Source organism: Burkholderia sp. TSV86, from assembly GCF_001522865.1.
GTDB lineage: Bacteria > Pseudomonadota > Gammaproteobacteria > Burkholderiales > Burkholderiaceae > Burkholderia.
The window spans coordinates 1-20,698 of the sequence record NZ_LOWB01000069.1 but is presented as its reverse complement, the minus strand read 5'-3'; the positions used below and the strand labels follow the sequence as shown (position 1 = coordinate 20,698).

The window sequence follows — 20,698 nt, the reverse complement described above, 5'->3', positions numbered from 1 at the left end:
GGGCGAGGAGAAAAATATGTCGGATAAGCATTTGTCGAGCCAGTTCGATGCCGATTTGAACGCGGTGTCGTCGAAGGTGCTAGAAATGGGGGGCCTCGTCGAGGTGCAGATCACCGAGGCGATGCGTGCGCTCAACGAGTTCGATCGTGCGTCGGCCGAGCGCGTGATCGCGGCGGAGGATCGCCTGAATCACATGGAAGTCGAAATCGACGAGGAATGCGGCAACATCATCGCGCGCCGGCAGCCGGCCGCACGCGATCTGCGTCTTCTGATGTCGATCTCGAAGACGATCACCAATCTGGAGCGCGCGGGCGACGAGGCCGAGAAGATCGCCAAGCGCGTGCGCCGTCTCGTCGACGAGCCCGCCGCGCGGGCGGTGAATATCGCCGAGATCAAGGTGTCGGGCGAGATGGCCGTGACGATCCTGCGCCGCGCGCTCGACGCGTTCGCGCGTCTGGATGCGGTCGCCGCCGTGCAGATCGTCAAGGACGACAAGGAGATCGACCAGGAATTCCGCGCGTTCGTGCGTAAGCTCGTGTCGTACATGCAGGAGGACCCGCGCACGATCTCGGTCGGCCTCGATTATCTGTCGATCGCGAAGGCGATCGAGCGCATCGGCGACCACGCGAAGAACATCGCCGAATTCATTATCTACATCGTGAAGGGTACTGACGTGCGCCACCAGCCGCGCGACACGCTCGATCGCGAAGCCAATAGTTAACCTGTCGTTTGAAGGACCGAGGTGCCGATGCCCAGCAACATTCTTGTCATCGAAGATGAACCCGCGATTTCCGAACTGATTTCGGTGAATCTTCAGCACGCAGGGCATTGCCCGATTCGCGCTTACAACGCGGAGCAGGCGCAAAGCCTGATCAGCGACGTGCTGCCCGATCTGATTTTGCTCGATTGGATGCTGCCGGGCAAATCCGGCATCGCGTTCGCGCGCGATCTGCGCAACAACGAACGGACCAAGCACATTCCGATCATCATGCTGACGGCGCGCGGCGACGAGCAGGACAAGGTGCTCGGCCTCGAGATCGGCGCGGACGATTATGTGACCAAGCCGTTTTCGCCGAAGGAGCTGATGGCGCGGATCAAGGCGGTGTTGCGCCGGCGCGCGCCGCAATTGACCGAGGATGTGGTGTCGATCAACGGGTTGCGGCTCGACCCGGCGACCCATCGCGTCGCGGCGCAGGCTGGCGGCAGCGAGATCAAGCTCGATCTCGGCCCCACGGAATTCCGTCTGCTGCATTTCTTCATGACGCATCCGGAGCGCGTGCATAGCCGCACGCAATTGCTCGATCAGGTGTGGGGCGATCACGTGTTCGTCGAGGAGCGCACGGTCGACGTGCACATCAAACGATTGCGCGCCGCGCTCAAGCCCGCCGGCTGCGATGCTATGATCGAAACCGTACGCGGCAGCGGCTACCGCCTCGCGAAACACGCGTAATGACCGCGTGGCATCTGCGTGGCGCGTCGCGCCGCGCGCATGTTTTATTTTTCTTCGTCGGGCGACGATCATGAATATCATTTGGGCGCGCTTTCTAGTGTCGCTCGTTTTGCTTGCGCTCGTCGGTGTGCTGATCGCCATCTTTGCCGGCGTCGGGGCGGCCCTCGCGTTCATGCTCGTGATGCTTGTCGTGCAAGGCTTCTTCAGCACGTTCCATACGCAGCGCTTATGGCGGCTGCTCGATGCACCCGTCTACGGCGAAGTGCCGAGCGCGCCCGGCATCTGGGGCGAAATCTACTATCGGCTGCACAAGCTCGCGAAACAATGGCATGCGCAGGTGCGCCAAGTCGAGCAGCAGCACTCGCGTTTCATCCAGGCGATCCAGGCGTCGCCGAACGGTGTCGTGATGCTCGACGATCACGACCAGATCGAATGGTGCAACGCGATCGCGGAAGTGCACTTCGGGCTCGACACGAAGCGCGATCTGCGCCAGCACATCACGCATCTGGTTCGTCATCCGGACTTCGTCCGCTATTTGAACGGCCAGCGCTACGATGAGACGCTCGTGATGCGCGCGATGGGCGGCAGCCGGCAGAACGTGCTCGCGGTGCAGGTGTTTCCGTATGGCGAGAACCGCAAGCTGCTGCTCACGCAGGACATCACCGAACTCGAGCGGACCGACGCGATGCGGCGTGATTTTGTCGCGAACGTGTCGCACGAGCTGAAGACGCCGCTCACCGTGCTGTCGGGTTTTCTCGAAACGTTGCGCGAATTGCCGCTAGCCGACGAAGAGCGCGCCCGCTATCTCGAACTGATGGAGCAGCAGGCGTCGCGGATGCGCTCGATCGTCACCGATCTGCTCGTGCTCGCGAAGCTCGAAGGCGAGACCAACCCGCCTGCCGATCGCGCGGTCGATATGCAAGCCGTGCTCGATCACCTGAAGGACGATGCGCAGACGTTGTCGAACGGGCATCACGACATTATGTTCAACATCGACGAGACGCTGACCGTCACGGGCTCGCAAACCGAAATTTTCAGCGCGCTCGGCAATCTGGTGACGAACGCGGTGCGCTATACGCCGGAAGGCGGGAAGATACGTGTCGAATGGCGGCGCGACGGCGCGCAGGCTGTATTTTCGGTGACGGACAGCGGGCTTGGGATTCCGGCTGCCGATCTGCCGCGGTTGACCGAGCGCTTTTATCGCGTCGACCGCAGCCGCTCGCGCGACACGGGCGGCACGGGGCTCGGGCTCGCGATCTGCAAGCACGTGCTGCAACGCCACGATGCGCAGTTGCTGATTCAGAGCGAGGAAGGGCGTGGCAGCACATTTAGCGCGCGGTTTCCCGCACATCGGACGGTTGGCCGGCGGCACGCGGCATAATCGGGCCGTGCGCGCGGCGGCGCTTCGTTGCCCGCGTCGCGCTTCGCGGCGTGCAGCGGCGGGCCAACCGGGCGCCGCGGGCCGTATCGGCGGCGCATAGGCTACTGCGTTGCGATGGTTCGACGATACGCAGTCAGCCCGCCGCCAGCCGAGACGGCGAACCGCCCGCTGGGCAAGCCATCGGCAACGCGCCGCATGCACGCGTTGCCCGCCGCCGCTCGTTGGCGCTTGCTTACCCGCAGAATTTCGCGAGCAGCCCGAGCTGGGCGCTGCGCTGCGTTTTGCCCGTGCGGCGGCGGCGGTAGTGACCGTCGCTTTGCATGAGCCACGCGGACTGATTGTCGCCGAGAAACACCGACAGTCCTTCGGCGATCACGCGGCGCTTGAGCTTGCGTTCATACACCGGAAACGCGACTTCGACGCGGCGAAACAGGTTGCGATCCATCCAGTCGGCGCTCGACAGGTAGACGAGTTCGTCGCCGTCCGCATGAAAGTAGTAGATCCGGTGATGTTCGAGAAAGCGCCCGACGATCGAGCGCACCGTGATGTTTTCCGACAGCCCCGGCACCCCCGGTTGCAGCGCGCATACGCCGCGCACGATCAGATCCACCTTCACGCCCGCCTGCGACGCTTCGTAAAGCTCGGCGATCACGGTCGGCTCGAGGAGCGCGTTCATCTTCGCGACGATCCGCGCCCGCTTGCCGGCGCGCGCGTTTGCCGCTTCCGCGCGGATATGCTCGACAAGCTTCGGGTGCAGCGTGAATGGCGATTGCCACATCTGATGCATCGTCAGCTCGCCGCCGATGCCGGTCAGCTGCTGGAACACGTGATGCACATCCTCGCAGAGCGCGGGCTCGGCCGTCATCAGCCCGAAATCGGTATAAAGGCGGGCGGTGCGCGGATGATAGTTGCCCGTGCCGAGATGCACGTAGCGGCGCAGCACCGTCTTGCCGTTGCGCGTCACGCGCCGCACGATCAGCATCATCTTCGCATGGCATTTGTGGCCGACCACGCCGTACACGACATGCGCGCCGACCGATTCGAGCCGCGCGGCCCAATTGATGTTCGTCTCTTCGTCAAAGCGCGCGAGCAACTCGACCACGACCGTCACTTCCTTGCCGTTGCGCGCGGCTTCCATCAGCGCGTCCATCAGCGGCGAATCGGTGCCGGTCCGGTAAATCGTCTGTTTGATTGCAACGACGTTCGGATCCTGCGCCGCTTGCTGCAGTAGTTCGAGCACCGGCTGAAAGCTCTCGTAAGGATGATGCAGCAGGATGTCGCCGTGGTCGATCGCATCGAACATCGATGGCGCGTTCGTGATCGCGGCGGGAGTCGACGGTGTGAACGGCACGAACTTCAGTTCCGGCAGATCGACGAGTTCCGGCAGCGGCATCAGCCGCACCAGATTGACAGGGCCGTTGACGCGATAGCAGTCCCGGTCCGACAGCCCGCTTTCGTCGAGCAGGCGTCGCACGAGATGCTGCGGCGTGTCGGCCGATACCTCGAGACGCACCGCGTTGCCCAGATGCCGCGCGGGCAATTCGCCTTGCAGCGCGACGCGCAGATTGGTGATTTCGTCCTCGTCGACGAAGAGTTCGCTGTTGCGGGTAATCCGGAACTGATTGCAGCTCTTGACGGCGAGCTTCGGGAACAGTTCGCCGACGAAGTGCTGCATCAGCGAGCTGAGCAGCACGAAGCCGTGCTGGACGCCCGATAGCTCTTGCGGCATGCGCACGAGGCGCGGCAATGCGCGCGGCGCCTGCACGATACCCATTACCGCTTGGCGGCCGAACGCGTCACGACCTTCGAGTTCTATCACGAAGTTCAGGCTCTTGTTCAGCACGCGCGGGAACGGGTGGGCGGGATCGAGGCCGATTGGCGTAAGGACCGGCAGCAGCTCGTCGACGAAGCAATTGCGCGCCCATTCGAGCTGCGCATCGTTCCACGTTTCGGGACCGAGGAAATGAATGCCTTCTTGTTCGAGCGCGGGCAGGATCGTTTCGTGCAGCATCGCGTACTGCCGGTGCACGAGCCGTTGCGCGCGTTCGACGACGAGGTCGTACACGTGCTGCAGCGACATGCCGTCCGGCGACAGCGCGCCGGGATTGTCGCGCATCTGCTCAAGCAGTCCGGCCATCCGGACTTCGAAGAATTCATCGAGATTGCTGCTCGTGATGCAGATGAAACGCAGGCGTTCGAGCAGAGGGACATGCGGATCGGCAGCTTGGGCGAGCACGCGCTCGTTGAAACCCAAGATACCAAGTTCGCGATTGAGAAGCGGGTGGCGGACGGACATCGGCACAGAATTTGAAAAGTCGGGCGCAGACTCGAAAGGTCGCTCGGAAAGTCTCACGGTGCGATGACGTCTTGATGACAATTTGATGTTGATCGCTAAATAATACGCTGGAAACCGAGGATTTCATAAAACCGGCGGCCGGATAGAATGAAAGCGGCATCGCAAGTTTTATCGGGGCCGCCACCGGGCGCCGCGCAGCGCTTAAAATGGCGCCTTTGAACCTTTCGGTACGCGCGGCAATCCTCTGCCGCGCGGCCAGGCGAGAACGGAGCCCACTCTCGATGGTTACATCCCCGCATTTACTGGCTGCCGTCGATCTCGGCTCGAACAGCTTCCGGCTCATCGTCGGCCGTGTCGAAGAGGCGTCTGCCGGCAGCCAGATCTATCCCGTCGATGCGCTGCGCGAACCGGTGCGGCTCGCGGCCGGCCTGTCGCGCGACAAGATGCTCGACCGCGCCTCGCAGGAGCGCGGTTGGGAAGCGCTCAAGCGCTTTGGCGAACGGCTGCGCGATTTTCATCCCGAGCACGTGCGCGCGGTCGCGACGAACACGTTGCGAGTCGCGAAGAATGCCGGCGAATTTCTCGCCGAAGCTGAGGCGGCGCTCGGTTTTCCGATCGAAGTGATCGCGGGCCGCGAGGAAGCGCGGCTCATCTACGCGGGCGCCGCACATTCGGTGCCGGCGAGCGCGGGCAAGCGGCTCGTCGTCGACATCGGCGGCGGCTCGACCGAATTCATCATCGGCCAGCATTACACGCCGCTCGTGATGGAGAGCCTGTACATCGGCTGCGTGAGCCATAGCCGCACGTTTTTTCCGGCGGGCAACGTCGACGAATACACGATGAGGCAGGCCGAACTCGCGGCCAAGCGCGAGATTCAGATTATCTCGAGCGAATACAAGAAGGCGGGATGGGATCAGGCGATCGGCTCGTCAGGCACCGCGCGTGCGCTCGCGGAACTGGTCGAGGCGAACGGTTTCAACGATGCGGGCGTCGCGCACGGCATTTCGCGCGGCGGGCTGGAGCGTCTGAAGCGCGCGCTCATCAAGTCGGAGAACGTGAACCGGCTGAAGCTGGTCGCGCTGAAGCCCGATCGCGTGCCGGTGCTCGCGGGCGGGCTGTCGATCATGCTCGCCGTATTCGAGGAACTCGGCATCGATTATGTCGACACGACGGATGGCGCGCTGCGCTTAGGTGTTCTATATGATCTGCTCGGCCGCACGCAGCATGAGGACATGCGCGCGGTGACGGTCGACGGCTTCATGCGCCGCTACGGCGTCGATCGCGCGCAAGCCGCGCGCATCGGCACGCAGGCCGCGCGTTTCTATGATCAGCTCGACGTGCCCGACGGCGAGGCGCGCGAGGAGAGCCGGATGTTTTTGGCCTGGGCTGCCGCGCTGCACGAGATCGGGTTGTCGATTTCGCACAGCGCCTATCATAAGCACTCCGCATATATCGCCAGCAATGCGGACATGCCGGGCTTTTCGCGCACCGACCAGGCGCGGCTCGCGGCGCTGGTGCTCGGTCATGCGGGCAAACTCGGCAAGTTGTCGCAGACGCGCGAAGTCGAATGGCCGCTGCTGTTCTGTTTGCGTCTTGCCGCGCTACTGTGCCGGCGCCGGACCGATGCGGGTTTGCCCGAAATTCGCGTCGCGCAGATGAAGAAGGGCGGCTACGAAGTGCATTTGCCGAATGCGTGGGTCGCGCAGAATCCGCTGACTGATTACAGCCTGAGTCAGGAAGCGGCGGAGTGGGAGAAAATCGGGATTCCGTATCGTGTCGTGTATACGGAGGCGTGATTCGTTAGCCGTCGGATTCGCCTGCTTTCGTCGGTTTGACGCCGCGCTCACGCGCGGCGCATTCGTTTCGCGGGGTCGCGCCGCAGCAGATTCGCGGTGCGCTTATCGCGGCGTGCAGACGATCGCCGTCAAAAACGGCAGTGCGGTCTTGACCGTTGCCTGGCTGCCGGCCGCACGCACCTTTTCTTCTACTTCGCTTTTCGTCCCTCTGACGACGACGCCGTATGCCCATGCGCCAATCGGTTCGCCGTCGCCGTGTTTGAAGAGCGGATCGTCGGCCTGATAGCCGAGCACGACGAAAACCGGGAAGCCGTAGGCGGTAAGCGGGCTGTTCGTGCGAAATGCATTGACCGAATTCGCCTCGACATGCATGGGCTGCGAGCGGATTGCCCGGCTCGCGAGGAGCGGTGCGACAAACGCGTGGCCTGTCGACGAGCAGTCGAGTGCGGAGTCGAGTGCCGTGCCGGGCGTTGGCGCGTCGGCATACGCCGACGCCGTATTCGCGAGCGTCGCGATGGAAATCAGGAGCCGGGCGATGAAGCGGATGGGATGATTCATGTAATCGAAATCAGCCGCAAGGCGGCGGGGTATTGGCGGCCAGTGGCAGCAGCCGGTGGGCACATGCAAAGCGCGGTGACGCTGGCGCTGCGGCTTTCCTCGCCGCTTTCGCCTTTTGCCCGGCCGGGGCTTGGGTATCCGACCCTGGCCGCTTAGGCGGGCTTGCGGGGGAACTAATGTTGATGATAGCGAAAACTGCTGTCGTGCGGGCGATAGGGACGAATGGATGCGCAACGCACGTCCGTTAGGGACAATGCCGATGTTATCGACGCCGCATGCGCGATGTTGCAGCTATATCCGGCTGAGGAAATGGAGGTTGAATTTGTTCCCGCAGGAATGACCGCCGCAGCACGGTCGGCGGAACAGCGACGCGAACTCGATCGCGATTGCGATCTATCGATCGTTCAGTCCCGCCACGGCGCAGGGCGATGCGCTGTCGAGCAACGTCAAGATCAACGGCATTGCGCGGAAGGTCGCGTCGTTCTCGAGCGCCGACGTCGTGCTTGTCGGACAGGCCGGCGCGACGATTACGAACGGCGCGGCGAAGGACGCGAACGGCGTGAAATGGATGCTGCCGGCCACCGTGACGATTCCGCCCAGCGGTACGATCACGGTGACGGCCACGTGCGCAACGATTGGCGACATCTCTGCGCGCGCGGGCACGATCACCCAGATCGCGACACCGGCGCTCGGCTGGCAGTCGGTGACGAACCCGGCCGACGCTGCCGAGGGCGCGCCCGTCGAGAAAGATGCGGAGCTGCGGCGACGGCAGACCGTGTCGACGGCACTGCCGTCGCTCACAGTGCTCGATGGGATCATTGGGGCAGTAGCGAACGTAACAGGTGTCACGCGCTACGTCGCTTACGAAAACGACACCGGTGCGACGGACGCTAATGGCATTCCGTCGCACTCGATATCGCTCGTCGTGGAAGGCGGTGATGCGACGGTGATCGCGAATGCGATTGCGGCGAAAAAGACGCCAGGATCGGGAACATACGGTACGACGGCGATTGTCGTCACGGACATCTATGGGCGACCGATCGCGATCAATTTTTTCCGGCCAACGCCGGCACCGATTGCGGCCACCGTCGCCATCAAGGCGCTCACCGGCTAGGCGACACGACCAGCGTCGTCGTTGGCCGGCGCTACAGCGAGGCCGAGTGCCGCGAGTCGCTCGAGCGGCAACTGATCGCGCACGCCGAGCCGGTGCTGAAGTGCACGCCCGGTCTGAAGGGGCACACGTACCAGCTCGCGGCCGCGGTGAGCTTCGCCTACAACATTGGCGCGGCCGCGTACTGCGGCAGCACGACGACGAAGCGGTTCAACGCTGGCGACTGGAAGGGCGCGTGCCGCGCGCTGAACGAGGCGGACAACGGCCGGCCGCCGTGGGTGACGGCCGGCGGCCGTGTGCTGCCGGGGCTGGTGAAACGTCGTGCTGATGAGCGCGCGCTGTGCGAAAAGGGGCTCGACTGATTACTTTTTGGGGATCGTTCGCTTCGTCGTGTTAGGCGGCACGTCTTCAGGGCCGGAGCGATGGGGGCGCGGCGTTGCCTTTACGAGCCTCAACTTGAGGTCTATCTGTCGGGCGAGGTTCTGTAGGCGCCGCTCGGCGTCTTCGAATGTGCGCATTTGCGTTTCGTTGCCGAAGATTGGCTCTTCCAAGCTTCGCTCAAGTCTCGCAACAATCCTGGCCTCGTGGATGGCTTGATCAATGGACGATATCGTCCTGCAAGCCGGTCCTGGTCGTGGACTGATCCGTCCATTTAGTCACTACCCCATGGGGGGATTTCAAGGATTATTTTTTTAAAAACAGCGATTTATTACCTATGGCACATCTATTGCCTGAGGTGAAGCGCTCTACATAGGGAGATTTCATGAATCATGCACTCGGTTTCTTCAACACTTAATCCGCGGCCGACAACGAAGCTGATATTTATGATTTTCGGAGAAAAGTGACATGGGCACCTTTGATCGTCGGCAACTCATTGCCGAACTGAGCCGCGACGAAGGGCGTCGGCTGAAACCCTACGTTGATACCGTCGGCAAAACGACGATCGGTGTCGGCCGCAATCTAACCGATGTGGGCATCAGCGATCCCGAGTGCGACGCGATGCTGTCGAGCGACATTGATCGGACGGTGGCCTGGCTCGATCGGAATTTATCGTGGTGGCGTCAACTTGATGGTGTACGTCAGCGCGTGGTGATCAACATGGCATTCAACATGGGCGGTGCGCTGCTCACGTTCACGAATACGCTCGCGGCGATGAAGCGCGGCGACTACGCGGCGGCGGCCGACGGCATGCTTGCGTCGAAGTGGGCGCAGCAGGTCGGCGCGCGTGCGACGCGCCTCGCCGCGATGATGCGGAGCGGGGCATGACTTGGATCGATCCCCGTGTCTGGCTCGCCGTGATTGCCGCCGCCGTAGTGGGCTCGGCAACCGGCTATTTCAAGGGGCACGCCGACGGCGTGCGCACGACGACGGTCGCCGCGCAGAAAGCGCAACTCGACGCCGTTACCGCTGCGCGCGCGGAGGAACAACGCCGTACTGCGGCTCAACAGGAGATTGCTGAAGATGCTGCGAAACAACGTGATACGGCGCGCGCTGACGCTGCTCGTGCCGCTGATGCTGCTGACGGCCTGCGCAAGCAAGTCGCCGTGCTGGTCGAGCGTGCCCGCCATCCCACCGCTGCCGCCGGAAGCCCGGCAACCGGCGACGCCCTCGATTTGTTCGCCGACGTGCTCGGCGGGGCTGACGCGCGAGCGGGAGAGTTGGCGCGAATCGCTGACGAACGGGGCGTTGCCGGCCGGCAGTGTGAAGCCGATTACGACGCGCTGACGGCAAAACGATAAATGGACGCTAGACCATGGCCGACTCGGTACTGTCGCGGCATGTACCGGCATCGTCATTTTTGGAGAAATGAGACTTTCGAATTTGGAGGCGGTTCGCGGTGGCATGATGAGCCATCCGCCAACCGTTGTACTGCTTGGGTGTTTGTGGTCGGAGCGATAGGATTCGAACCTACGACCCTCTGATCCCAAATCAGATGCGCTACCAGGCTGCGCTACGCTCCGACGAATCATTGATTCTATCTCTCTTTTTGAGACCTGGTCAATCATTGCGCGTAGTCAAAATGGATTTTCGGATGTGCGCATTGGGCCGATGCAAGAAAATGGACAATGAAACGTCGCCGTCACGGCGCGTCACCCCATTGCGTTTCGGAGGTTGCTTGTGACAAACCTGATTCTCTGGCGTCATGCTGAAGCCGAAGACTACGCGAGCACCGATCTCGGTCGCCGCCTGACCGAGCGCGGCCACAAGGACGCGCAGGCCGCGGCGAAATGGTTGCGCGCGCGCATCGAGCGCAACGCGGCGGTGCTCGTGAGCCCTGCGGCGCGCACACTGCAGACAGCCGAGGCACTGACTGATCAATATCGGATCGTCAACGAGCTTGCGCCAGGCGGCAATGTCGACGACGTGCTCGTTGCGGCGGGTTGGCCGGATGGGATCGCGTCGACGGTCGTCATCGTTGGACATCAGCCGACGCTCGGCAGTGTCGCCGCCTGGTTGCTCGCCGGCTCGCGCGAAAGCTGGAGCGTCAAGAAGGGCGGCCTGTTCTGGCTCACGAACCGCGTGCGCGATGGCAATGGCCAGACAGTGCTGCGCGCAGCAATTGCGCCAGATCTAATCTAATCGCGGGCAATCCAGCGCTATTTCCGGCTTTCTGCTAAAGTCAAATCGGCGACACGTCACCGAATGGACACCGTTTTGCCACATAAGCGTCACGGCCGGTTACTACATTGGCGGGCATGTCGTTCCCTTCCTTACGACCAGGAAAGCCTAATGCGAGAACTGCCGACGCCTACGCTCCCTTTTGCCTCGCTACCCCTTGAACTGCCGCGTCGCCGTTTGCCACGCGCGGCTGAAACGGTTACCTCGGAATTCCGGCTGCGCGCCGTGTGGGCGCGCACCGAAGATGAGCTGCGCGAAGCGCAGCGCCTGCGCCATAGCGTGTTCGCAGAGGAAATGGGTGCTCGCTTGGTCGGCCCGGCCGGCCTCGATGTCGATTCGTTCGACCCGTACTGCGATCATCTGTTGGTGCGCGATCTCGATACGCTGAAGGTTGTCGGCACATACCGCGTGTTGCCGCCGCATCAGGCCGCGCGCATCGGCCGCCTGTACGCGCAAGGCGAGTTCGATCTGTCGCGTCTGGCGCACCTGCGCTCGAAGATGGTCGAGGTCGGGCGCTCGTGCGTGCATCGCGACTATCGCAGCGGCGCCGTGATCATGGCCCTCTGGGGCGGGCTTGGCACGTATATGCAGCAAAACGGCTACGAGACGATGCTCGGTTGCGCGAGCGTGTCGATGGCGGATGGCGGTCACTATGCGGCCAACCTTTATCGGTCGCTCGGCGATGCGTTGACGGCGCCCGAGTATCGAGCGTTTCCCCATACGCCGCTGCCGGTCGACGATCTTCAGACCGGTGTGAAGGTGGCGCCGCCTCCGCTCATCAAGGGCTATCTGCGGCTCGGCGCAAAGATTTGCGGCGCTCCCGCGTGGGATCCCGATTTCAATTGCGCGGATTTCCTGACGTTATTCCGCTTGTCGGATATCAACGCCCGATATGCGCGCCATTTCCTGAGCGACCCGCTGCCGCGCTGACAACGCGCGGTGCGACGATACGACAGCGGCCCGGTAAGTTCATTGCCGGGCCGTGCGTTTTGGAGCGGGCCGCCTGCGACGGCGGCCCACGTAACGCGGGCGCGAAGCCGGCACACATGCCGCGCCGGTAGCGCACCGGCAATGAAGGCGGGCGCCGGCACGCGAACAACCATCAGCCCGCTTCAAGCGGGTGCCGCAGTGTTGCTGAAAGAATGCCGCTATCTTTCCGCGAGCCGTGCGATGCGCATAGCGTGCCGCGGCGCGGTCTGCGCGCCGAAAACCGGCATGAGCCGCAGTCGCGGCGGCGCTAGTGTTTGCGCCGCCAATCGAGCCAGTGATGCTCGGCCATCCAGTGATGGATCATGCCCTCGCCGTTGTGCGTCCGTTTGTACTCTCGCGATTCGTAAACGGACAGACCGATGAGTACCATCAGTCCAATAGATAGGCCGATCAGGCCCGCGATCGATTCGGTATCCATGGCAGCCCTCCTTTCAAACCGGCATAGCGCCACGTTTTCATAGTAGAACATGCATGCGTGGACCGAGAAGCCGCGTGATCGAGCCGCGTCGCCGCGCGCCGATTTCCAGTAGACTCGCCGGGCGCCGCTCGGCGGTAACGGGCGGCGCAACCGTCAACCCGCCCGAAGGAAAATCATGAATCGCATCATCGTCGCCGCGCTGGTTGCGGCCGTGCTGGCCGGCTGTGTGAGTGCCCCCCGGCAAACGCGTCGCGGCACGCCGCCGCAAGATCCCCTCGATTACCAAGGCGTGCCGACCGATATGACGCCGCCGTCGATGCTGGAAACGCCCGACGCGAAAGCGCCCGCTCCAGGGAGCGCGACGCCGGCGCCTGGCCCCGCGCCAGCACGATAGTTGGGCCGGTGCGCAACGCGTAGGCCGGCGACGCGCGAATGCTTGAATACGCCGGCGCGCTGGAGCGTGGTTGTGGTATGCCGTGTTCCAGCAGCGGATGCCGCGGAGCGCGGCGTATCGGGCGGGGTGAAGCGCCGGCCGCAGCGGGCGCCGGAGTGCCGGGCGTCAGTCGGCGACGGCAGCGAATCCGCTGGAACGCGGGCCATCGGCAATCGTTCTTGTCAGCGCGGGAAGGTGCCGGACTAGCGTCACGCCGCGCGCGCCCATGAAAATCAGCAGCGCGGCCCAGAGCCCATGATTGCCGAATGGGCCGACGAGCGCGAACGTTGCCGCGACGAACAGCGCGAACGATACCGCCATCGCACGCATCAACGCTCGGGTGTACGTCGCGCCGATGAAGACACCGTCGAGCATGAAGCCCCATACCGAGATCACAGGCGATAACGCCGCCCACGGCAGATAACGCCCGGCCATGTCGCGAATCGACGGTTGGTCGGTCAACTGGGCGACGATCCATCCGCCAGCGCTCCAGTAGACGAGCGCGAATCCGGCTGCACCGAGCCCTGCCCAGACGAATGTCGTGCGCAGCGCGTGACCGAACGCGCCGCGATCGCGTGCGCCCGCTGCCGCGCCTACCAGTGCTTCCGCGGCATGCGCGAAGCCGTCCAGGCCGTATGCCATGAAAGTCTGCAGATTCAGTAGCAGCGCGTTTGCGGCGAGCGTCGTGTCGTCTTGCCGCGCGCCGAGGTGCGCAAACCAGCCGAACGCCGAAAGCAGGCATAGCGTGCGGATAAAGATGTCGCGGTTGAGCGCGACGAGCCGCATCAACGCTGCACGCTCGAACAGCTGCGCGCGCTCGATGCGCGGCAGGCCGGACGGGCTCAGCCGGCCAAGCAGCAGCGCACCGAGCGCGAAACCCGCGATGTCGGCCGTCGCCGTCGCGGCGCCGATGCCTGCGACGCCCCAATCGAAACGGTACACGTAGAGCAGCACTGCGCCGATGTTGACGGCATTGACGAACACCTGAATGGCGAGCGCCAGCCGCACGCGCTGCATGCCGAGCAGGCAACCGAGTATCGCGTAGTTCGCGAGCGCGAATGGAGCAGCCCAGATGCGCGCATGCGTGTATTCGAAGGCTGTCGCGCGCACGGCGTCGCTGCCGCCGAGCGCGGCGAACGCGAACGTGACGAGCGGCGTTTGCAGCGCGAGCACCGCTGCGCCGAGCGCGAATGCGAGCAGCAGCGCGCGTAGCACGTCGACGCGGATTGCCGCGAGATCGTTGGCGCCGTATGACCGCGCGACAAGCCCTGTCGTGCCCATGCGCAAGAATCCGAAGCCCCAGTACACGAAATTGAAAAAGAGCCCGCCGAGCGCGACGCCGCCGAGATATTGCGTGCCGTTCAGGTGGCCTGCGACGGCCGTATCGACCGCGCCGAGGATCGGTTGTGTAAGGTTGGCCGCGATGATCGGCAATGCGAGACCGAGCACGCGGCGGTGCCAGTTTGCACCGGTGCGGGGCCCGAGACTATTGCCGGGGCGGGCGGGGGCGGACATTGCCGCGTTACCCGCGCTCTTGTACGCACACCCAAGGCGACACGACGACCGCCCACAGCTCGGGTGTGCGCGCCGCGTAATCCTGCGCGGTGTTCGTCTGCATCCGTTCGACATGGCCCGCGGCGAGCCATCGGGCGACCTGATCCTTATCGTCGCGGGCAATCGCCTCGGCGATGCTCACGAGATCGAGATCGCGCGCCACGGACAGCAGCTTGCCTTGCGCAAAGAAGCGTTCGAGATCGCACCAGTCGATCTTCGCGGTTTCGCCAAGAAGTTTCAGATAAAGCGGACTGTGTTGCGCGTCGGCGGACGAGGCGTTTGAAGACATCGGACGGAGATTGAACTGACTACGGTGAGCGCCACTATAAACCATTCGTGCGGCGCTCGAGAGTAGGCCGTTCGGTTAGGTCAGGCGAAGTGCGATAGCGTCTGCGGTTGCCGGGATAGACAGGATGTGCGGCATAAGTGCGCGTTCGCCAACGGCCGCAAACGACGCAGCGGCGCGTTTTGTCGCTCAACTTGCGCGGTGCCCGCGCGAACGATCGTCGCGGTTGCGTTTATCGGCAAATCGGCGGCGCACGCAATGTCGCGTGGGTGTTCGTGTGCGGGGCGAGTCTTGCTTTCGTATTCGGCATCGACGCAATTGATCGTCGCGGGCGACGGTGGGCGATGCGCGCGGCGGCGCGGTTATCTGACTGTCGGCGCGAGCGGTGATGGGCGCGGCCGCGCAGTTGCCGCCCAGACGCAATGCGAGCGCGCGCGTGCCGAACAGCGCGAACAACACGAACGCCGAGGCTGCTATCGCATCGATCTGATACGCGGCCCGGCGCGCGATTGCCGTTTGAGCGCTCTGCGCGCGGAATGCCGATCTGCTTGCCGCGTTTCACGTCGGCGCGAGCGAAGCCGCTTGCGAAACGATTGGAGGCATCCTTCGGTTCGTCGAATGTCCGGTGCGCGACGGTGCAGGCCGCCACTTCATCGCGCGGCGCTATGCAGCCGCTTTCGTCAGTTCATTGGCGCAGATATCGATGCCGATGGGATAGCGGGCGGGCAGGCGCGGGCCGAAGCGGGCGATGGGATCGGCACGGCAGCCGGTGCCGGGCGGCATCGTGGATTTCCGCTCGCGCGGACTGTGCGCCATGTCAGTGCACAGGACAACGAAATGATGGATCAGGCGCCATCTTTCGCGCCGTTACTTGGGGAAACACCTTCATGCGAAAACCATAAATGCTGCGTATGATCGGCTTACCAACAATAGATACGATCATGGACCTGATTCTGATAGCTACGGGGCTTAGCGTAGTCGGGATTGGCGCGCTGGTGGCGTTCGCTTGCCGTGTCGATCCCCTTTCTGGCCGGTTGCGCAAACGCTGAGCATCTTTTCGACAGCCTTCATCCGGCCGGCGCACGCGGCGGCCGTTGCCGCGCGCGGCGCTGCATGTATGCGCATGCGGGCGCGTCAGCGCGACGGCAGATAGCGCACCGGATCCATCGGGCGGCCGCTGTAGCGCAGTTCGAAATGCAGCGCGACGCGGTTGTTGTCGGTATCGCCCATCTCCGCGATCTTTTGTCCTTGCGCGACCGTTTCTCCTTCCTTCGCGAGCAGCGTGCGGTTGTGCGCGTAGGACGTCAGAAAATCCGCATTGTGTTTGATGATCAGCAGGTTGCCGTAGCCGCGCAGCCCGTTGCCCGCATACACGACCGTGCCGGCCGCTGCCGCGACGACCGGCGTGCCCGCCGTGTTCGCGATGTCGATGCCTTTGGACTGCGAGCCGTCGAATGAGCGAACCACGTTGCCAGCCGCGGGCCAGACGAGCGAGATGCTCGATGGGGGCTTGACCGCTGACGCAGATGACGAAGCCGATGCCGTGCGGCCCGAACTGCGGGCCGTGCTGCCCGTAGCGGCCTTCGACGCGGTGCCCGATGGCGGCGCAACACGCAGCACTTGGCCGACTTCTATCGCGTCCGGATTCGAAATCTGATTCCAGCGGACGATGTTCGCGACCGACTGCCCGTTCGAGCGCGCGATTTTATTCAGCGTGTCGCCGCGCTCGACCCGATAGAAACCGGTGCCGACGGGGGCCGAACCGCACGCGGCAAGCAGCGCGGCAAGCGATGCGACGACGAGCCGTCTCGTTGTTTTCACCAACATTGAACCTCGCAAGCACTGCCGCGACGGCGCGGCAGCAGGGACAAAAACATCTGATTTTAACGGGTTCGGCAACAGGCACGCGGCTTTGCGTTCGATATGCGCGGATGCGGACATACGGCCGGACGTGTTTGCGTGGGCGGAGTGGGGATTCGCACATTCGAGGGCGCGGGGGCGGGGCGGCGCGTATGGGTAAGCGGTGGCGTGGCGCCAGCGGGGTGTCTCATGCGGCGTGCGTGGCGGGCGGCTCATCATAGGAGCACGCTATAAGCTGCTTGGGAAGTACGCCGCCGCCGGTTGCCGCGGGCGGCGCGCCCACGCCGGCGCGTGGCCTGACGCGAATGACGTGCCCAGACGGCGTAATGCGCGCCGTGTCAACTCAACGGCGTGACGCGGATGCGCAACGCTGCGGTTTCGGTCGCGCCTGGCGCGACGGTGCGAAGGCCGAGACCGTTGTGGATCGCGTCCGGCAGGCCGAGCCACGGCTCGACGCAGTAGAAGTCCGATTCGGGCGCTTCGGTCCATGTCGTGACGGCATACCACGGCGCCGAGCCGGGCCGGTTCAGATCGATCTCGATCGTGTGACGGCCGGGCATCGCGATGCGAACCGGCTCGACGGGCGTGCGGTCGGGCTCGAGGCAGTGAAAGCGGTCGATGATGCTCGAATCGTCCAACGTATAGTGTGGCGCGCCGGGCTCGGGCGGGCTGATCGAGCCGTCGTCGAGCTGGCGGCGAATCTGTGCGGGCGGCAGCGCGAGTGTTGTCGACGCGCGTTCGCCATGCGGCAGCGCAAAGTAGAAATGGTGGCCTGCGTAGTACGGCAGCGGCGTTTGGCTCAGATTGGACGTCGTCAAGGCGACGTCGAGCGTGTGCGCATCGGTGAGCCGGTAGCTCGCGTCGAAACGGAATTCGAACGGATAACCGCCGCGCGTGGCGCTGTTGCTTTCGAGCGTTAGCGTCACGCCGCGGCCGTCGGCATCAGGATGCGCGCTGAATGGCAGGTCGCGAGCGAAACCGTGCATCGGCAGATCGCGCACGATGCCGTTGCGGTCGCGCCACCGGCCTATCTGGCCATCTGCCCAATGGCGGCCGAGAAATGGGAACAGCAACGGATTGCCGCCGCGGACCTTGGCGGGGCGTGACCAATCTGCCGATTCGGGCCAGAACACGACGCTTTCGCCGTCGACGCTCCATGACAAGAGCCGTCCGCCTGCCTGAGGCGCGATGCGCGCGAGCGATGCGCCGTCGGCAAGTTCAAGAATGGGTTGATTCTGGAAAGTAGGCATGATGACGCGCGTTGACGTTTTATTAGGGGCTGGATTACTAAGAATAGCGGATCGTGCGGGGTTGTTGGGCGAGCCGTCGGTACGGCGGATGACGGGAGGCGATGTACGGGAAATCGAGAATGTCAAAGAACGTCATCCGTAAGGACAATGACGTCAACCGGTCATCTTTATATCGTGCCGTATCAAGATTTACCTTGGAGAACTCACTATGGATCTGGCAACTGCGATGGCTCTCACGCTTTTCGGGATGTTCACCGGCAGCACGGTGCTGTTCTTCTACAAAGTCGGCCGTTGATCTGACCACCTTTGTGCCTGGAGGCAGTCATTTAGATTGATATGTGCTTTCGAGGTGCTTTCAAATCATGTGGGAATGTATCCGGCTGTTGGCTGGATACCTGATTTGCGCCAAACGCCTTGGCGCAGTCATTCACGCTCGGCATAATCGGGGCGCGGTTTTCTGGGGTGGTGCGGCGTCGAGCGCATGCTACGCCGTCTCCGCCAGTTTTCCTCGCTTAATCTCTCCGATAAAAGGACCGACGCGTGAGCCTTTGGTTTCTGGTATTCCTGAGCGTCCTGCAGGGCGTAACCGAACTCTTTCCTGTCAGCAGCCTCGGGCACACATTGCTCGTGCCCGCTATCTTCGGCATGCATATCGACAAGCATGCGCCGCAGCTGCTGCCGTTTCTCGTCGCGTTGCATCTGGGTACCGCATTTGCGCTTCTCTGGTATTTCCGTGACCGCTGGCTCGCGCTGATCACCGGCTTCTTCGCTTCGCTCAATGGGCGCAAGAACGACGATGGCCATATGATGTGGGCGCTCATCATCGGCACGATTCCGGCGGGGCTCGTCGGATTGCTGCTCGAGAAGCACATCGAGCGGGTGTTCCACGATCTGCGGATTGTCGCGATTGCGCTGATCGTCAACGGCATCTTGCTGTGGATCGGCGACCGGGTTCAGCGAGCGAGTGCACATCGTCCGCCCGAAAAACTGACGTTCAAGCAAGCATTTTTCGTCGGCCTTGCGCAGGTGGGAGCGCTGATTCCGGGTTTTTCCCGCAGCGGCCTCACGATGATCGCCGGTAATCTGGCGGGGCTGACGGCGGAGAAGGCGGCGGAATTCTCTTTCCTGCTTGGCACGCCGATCATCTTCGCTGCCGGCGTGCTCGAACTGCCGAAGCTGCTTCACGCGCCCGGCCAGCTTGCCGACGCGCTGTTGGGCGGCGTGTTGACGGCGATTGCCGCTTATCTGAGCGTGCGGTTCCTGATGCGCTACTTCGAAGGGCGCGGGCGGCTTGCGGCGTTTGGTCTTTATTGCGTGCTGGCCGGCCTGTTCTGTCTTGGCTGGTTCCTGTTTTACCCGCAACCGGCTTAACGCACCCGTAGCAGGGTGGCTCCGATTGTCGTAGTGATCGGGTATAATCACGGGCTCGGTTTTACCGGGCCTGTGATGCGTTTGGGTCGAGGGTGTTTGTTCTCGCGCCGCGCGCTCCTTATTGGTTTCTTTTGGCGACTTCGATTTCAACAGCGCAGTCGTTCTCCGACCGCCCTTAGCTCAGTTGGATAGAGCAACGGCCTTCTAAGCCGTAGGTCACACGTTCGAATCGTGTAGGGCGGGCCAGTCAAATCAAGCACTTCTCTGCTCTTCCTGTCTCTTTCAGCTATCGATCCTTGGTCCATGTAACCATGGTGTAACCGGAATTGGTCAATTCATCACGACGCTGGCGGTGTCCCGGTCGCTTCGCCATCCGATGTCACATTGCCCGTTACCTCCTCAACTCCGATAATGCTTTCGATTAATAGAACGAAACGGGGGCAGACGTGAGCAGCAACGATAGCGGAAGCAGTGCCTTGGGCGTCATTGTCATTGCAGTGGCGGTCGCATGGGGAGCGAGTAAGGGCTGGTTCTACCAGACGGGGCAGGAATGGTTTGATACCTGTTGGGCGTCACTCAATACCAAAGCTCCGACGACGGCAGCAGAGGCAGCGGCATGGGCTCAGTGCGAACCGCAGACCAAGAAAGCCTTGTTTGATGCCGGATATGTATTCGGCGGGAATCCGGAACATGCCGCGACGCCGGAGTTGAATTCCACTGTCCGGTGTGCACGTACTGGCTATTGACCTGCTACAAAAGGACGGCGGGCCACAATGGCTCGATAAGTTCCTACCGCCCGACCGGATGATTGTACGGACGTTCGATAAGCGCTGGCCCAACTGCAACGCGGTGCGAGCTTCCAACCGATTTCCGAAGATTGTCCAGAAGGGAGACGGGTTCGACTGGGCCGCTCCATGCCAGCCTTGCGAGGCAGAAAAGGCGAGCATGGGCAAATAGGCATCCCAGCTTGCCGCGCGGTTCTCGGTGGTAGGTTGAACGTCGGAAAGGTCGCGGTGACTATGCAGGGTTTCGTGCTTATCCACCTATTCCTAACCTAGAAATTTGTAAATCGTAGAGCGCACCGTCGTCGGTCATACATTCGCCGGTGCCAGCTTGCGACCAGCCCGAGAACGAGAATACGCAACGCAGATTGTGGCCGTCGGGTGCGGATGCCAGCACATTGCCATTGCCAGTGGCGCTAATGTGCGGTGGACTAGACTAAATCTGACAGTGGTTGGTTTTTCATGCGTACGCGGTCTTTTAACGACGCCCCTCAGCGGTTGAGGGCAGCAGGCATTCTCCAAGGCATGAGATCGGCGTAGTCG

Annotated in this window: 18 protein-coding genes, 2 tRNA genes and 2 pseudogenes; 14 read left to right on the top strand and 8 right to left on the bottom strand. The window is 62.9% G+C overall.

Annotated features, from left to right (window positions below; all coding sequences use genetic code 11):
* The first annotated feature begins 16 nt into the window (after window positions 1–16).
* The 3 genes from phoU (at window position 17) to phoR (ending at window position 2,831) form a co-directional block, all read left to right on the top strand.
* Window positions 17–721 (top strand): phosphate signaling complex protein PhoU, encoded by a 705-nt coding sequence (phoU, locus tag WS68_RS09400; RefSeq protein ID WP_059570534.1) that lies wholly within the window; start codon window positions 17–19, stop codon window positions 719–721.
* Window positions 722–748: 27 nt separating this feature from the next.
* On the top strand, window positions 749–1,450 hold the full coding sequence (gene phoB, locus WS68_RS09395) for a phosphate regulon transcriptional regulator PhoB (RefSeq protein WP_059570533.1): 702 nt from the start codon (window positions 749–751) through the stop codon (window positions 1,448–1,450).
* 70 nt (window positions 1,451–1,520) lie between these two features.
* A complete protein-coding gene (gene phoR / locus WS68_RS09390) occupies window positions 1,521–2,831 on the top strand; it encodes a phosphate regulon sensor histidine kinase PhoR (protein ID WP_059570532.1) in 1,311 nt (436 codons plus the stop codon).
* Between the two features lie 232 nt (window positions 2,832–3,063).
* Here the strand turns inward: phoR and ppk1 are convergent, their stop codons facing one another.
* Window positions 3,064–5,127 (bottom strand): polyphosphate kinase 1, encoded by a 2,064-nt coding sequence (gene ppk1, locus WS68_RS09385; RefSeq protein ID WP_059570531.1) that lies wholly within the window; start codon window positions 5,125–5,127, stop codon window positions 3,064–3,066.
* Window positions 5,128–5,408: 281 nt separating this feature from the next.
* Here ppk1 and ppx point away from each other — a divergent pair, with 281 nt between their 5' ends.
* On the top strand, window positions 5,409–6,923 hold the full coding sequence (gene ppx / locus WS68_RS09380) for an exopolyphosphatase (RefSeq protein WP_059570530.1): 1,515 nt from the start codon (window positions 5,409–5,411) through the stop codon (window positions 6,921–6,923).
* 102 nt (window positions 6,924–7,025) lie between these two features.
* Here ppx and WS68_RS09375 read toward each other — a convergent pair whose 3' ends face one another.
* Window positions 7,026–7,481 (bottom strand): hypothetical protein, encoded by a 456-nt coding sequence (locus WS68_RS09375; RefSeq protein WP_059570529.1) that lies wholly within the window; start codon window positions 7,479–7,481, stop codon window positions 7,026–7,028.
* 364 nt (window positions 7,482–7,845) lie between these two features.
* Here WS68_RS09375 and WS68_RS09370 point away from each other — a divergent pair.
* The 4 genes and pseudogenes from WS68_RS09370 to WS68_RS09350 form a co-directional block, all read left to right on the top strand.
* Window positions 7,846–8,592 (top strand): annotated as a pseudogene (locus WS68_RS09370) (baseplate J/gp47 family protein); the annotation flags it as partial.
* 2 nt (window positions 8,593–8,594) lie between these two features.
* Window positions 8,595–8,954, top strand: a pseudogene (locus WS68_RS09365) (glycoside hydrolase family protein); the annotation flags it as partial.
* Between the two features lie 484 nt (window positions 8,955–9,438).
* Window positions 9,439–9,858 (top strand): glycoside hydrolase family protein, encoded by a 420-nt coding sequence (locus WS68_RS09355; protein WP_059570527.1) that lies wholly within the window; start codon window positions 9,439–9,441, stop codon window positions 9,856–9,858.
* Window positions 9,855–10,331, top strand: a complete 477-nt coding sequence (locus WS68_RS09350; RefSeq protein WP_059570526.1) for a DUF2514 family protein — start codon at window positions 9,855–9,857, stop codon at window positions 10,329–10,331. Before WS68_RS09355 ends, WS68_RS09350 begins: the two co-directional genes overlap by 4 nt.
* Window positions 10,332–10,476: 145 nt before the next feature.
* Here WS68_RS09350 and WS68_RS09345 read toward each other — a convergent pair.
* Window positions 10,477–10,553 (bottom strand) — tRNA-Pro (locus WS68_RS09345).
* Window positions 10,554–10,710: 157 nt separating this feature from the next.
* Between WS68_RS09345 and WS68_RS09340 the strand changes: the two genes are divergently transcribed.
* Together WS68_RS09340 and WS68_RS09335 are read left to right on the top strand one after the other, a co-directional pair.
* A complete protein-coding gene (locus WS68_RS09340; protein ID WP_059570634.1) occupies window positions 10,711–11,172 on the top strand; it encodes a SixA phosphatase family protein in 462 nt (153 codons plus the stop codon).
* A 150-nt stretch (window positions 11,173–11,322) separates the two neighbouring features.
* The gene (locus WS68_RS09335; RefSeq protein WP_059570525.1) at window positions 11,323–12,141 is read left to right on the top strand and encodes a GNAT family N-acetyltransferase; all 819 of its coding nucleotides are present in this window, start codon (window positions 11,323–11,325) and stop codon (window positions 12,139–12,141) included.
* Between the two features lie 307 nt (window positions 12,142–12,448).
* On the opposite strand, the gene WS68_RS25955 is transcribed toward WS68_RS09335, so the two are convergent.
* Entirely contained in the window at window positions 12,449–12,619 is a 171-nt protein-coding gene (locus WS68_RS25955) for a hypothetical protein (RefSeq protein ID WP_197419569.1), read from the bottom strand.
* A gap of 175 nt (window positions 12,620–12,794) precedes the next feature.
* Here WS68_RS25955 and WS68_RS09330 point away from each other — a divergent pair, with 175 nt between their 5' ends.
* Entirely contained in the window at window positions 12,795–13,013 is a 219-nt protein-coding gene (locus tag WS68_RS09330; protein ID WP_059570524.1) for a lipoprotein, read from the top strand.
* A gap of 165 nt (window positions 13,014–13,178) precedes the next feature.
* On the opposite strand, the gene WS68_RS09325 is transcribed toward WS68_RS09330, so the two are convergent.
* The 4 genes from WS68_RS09325 to WS68_RS09305 all read right to left on the bottom strand — a co-directional run bounded on the left by WS68_RS09325 (window position 13,179) and on the right by WS68_RS09305 (window position 18,002).
* Window positions 13,179–14,567 (bottom strand): MATE family efflux transporter, encoded by a 1,389-nt coding sequence (locus WS68_RS09325; RefSeq protein ID WP_059570523.1) that lies wholly within the window; start codon window positions 14,565–14,567, stop codon window positions 13,179–13,181.
* 7 nt (window positions 14,568–14,574) lie between these two features.
* Window positions 14,575–14,895 carry a DUF2288 domain-containing protein gene (locus tag WS68_RS09320; protein WP_059570522.1) on the bottom strand — a complete coding sequence of 107 codons (321 nt, stop codon included), beginning with the start codon at window positions 14,893–14,895 and terminating at the stop codon, window positions 14,575–14,577.
* A gap of 1,131 nt (window positions 14,896–16,026) precedes the next feature.
* A complete protein-coding gene (locus WS68_RS09310; RefSeq protein WP_059570633.1) occupies window positions 16,027–16,719 on the bottom strand; it encodes a peptidoglycan DD-metalloendopeptidase family protein in 693 nt (230 codons plus the stop codon).
* Window positions 16,720–17,090: 371 nt separating this feature from the next.
* Window positions 17,091–18,002 carry an aldose epimerase family protein gene (locus tag WS68_RS09305; protein WP_059570520.1) on the bottom strand — a complete coding sequence of 304 codons (912 nt, stop codon included), beginning with the start codon at window positions 18,000–18,002 and terminating at the stop codon, window positions 17,091–17,093.
* A 540-nt stretch (window positions 18,003–18,542) separates the two neighbouring features.
* Here WS68_RS09305 and WS68_RS09300 point away from each other — a divergent pair.
* From WS68_RS09300 to WS68_RS27480, 3 genes are all read left to right on the top strand, one after another.
* Window positions 18,543–19,373: an undecaprenyl-diphosphate phosphatase gene (locus tag WS68_RS09300; RefSeq protein ID WP_059570519.1), complete on the top strand. Its 831-nt coding sequence runs from the start codon at window positions 18,543–18,545 to the stop codon at window positions 19,371–19,373.
* Between the two features lie 169 nt (window positions 19,374–19,542).
* Window positions 19,543–19,619: transfer RNA gene (locus WS68_RS09295), tRNA-Arg, on the top strand.
* Window positions 19,620–19,819: 200 nt separating this feature from the next.
* Window positions 19,820–20,119, top strand: coding sequence for a hypothetical protein (locus WS68_RS27480; RefSeq protein WP_156429432.1), 300 nt, complete (start codon window positions 19,820–19,822; stop codon window positions 20,117–20,119).
* The last annotated feature ends 579 nt before the right edge of the window (window positions 20,120–20,698 follow it).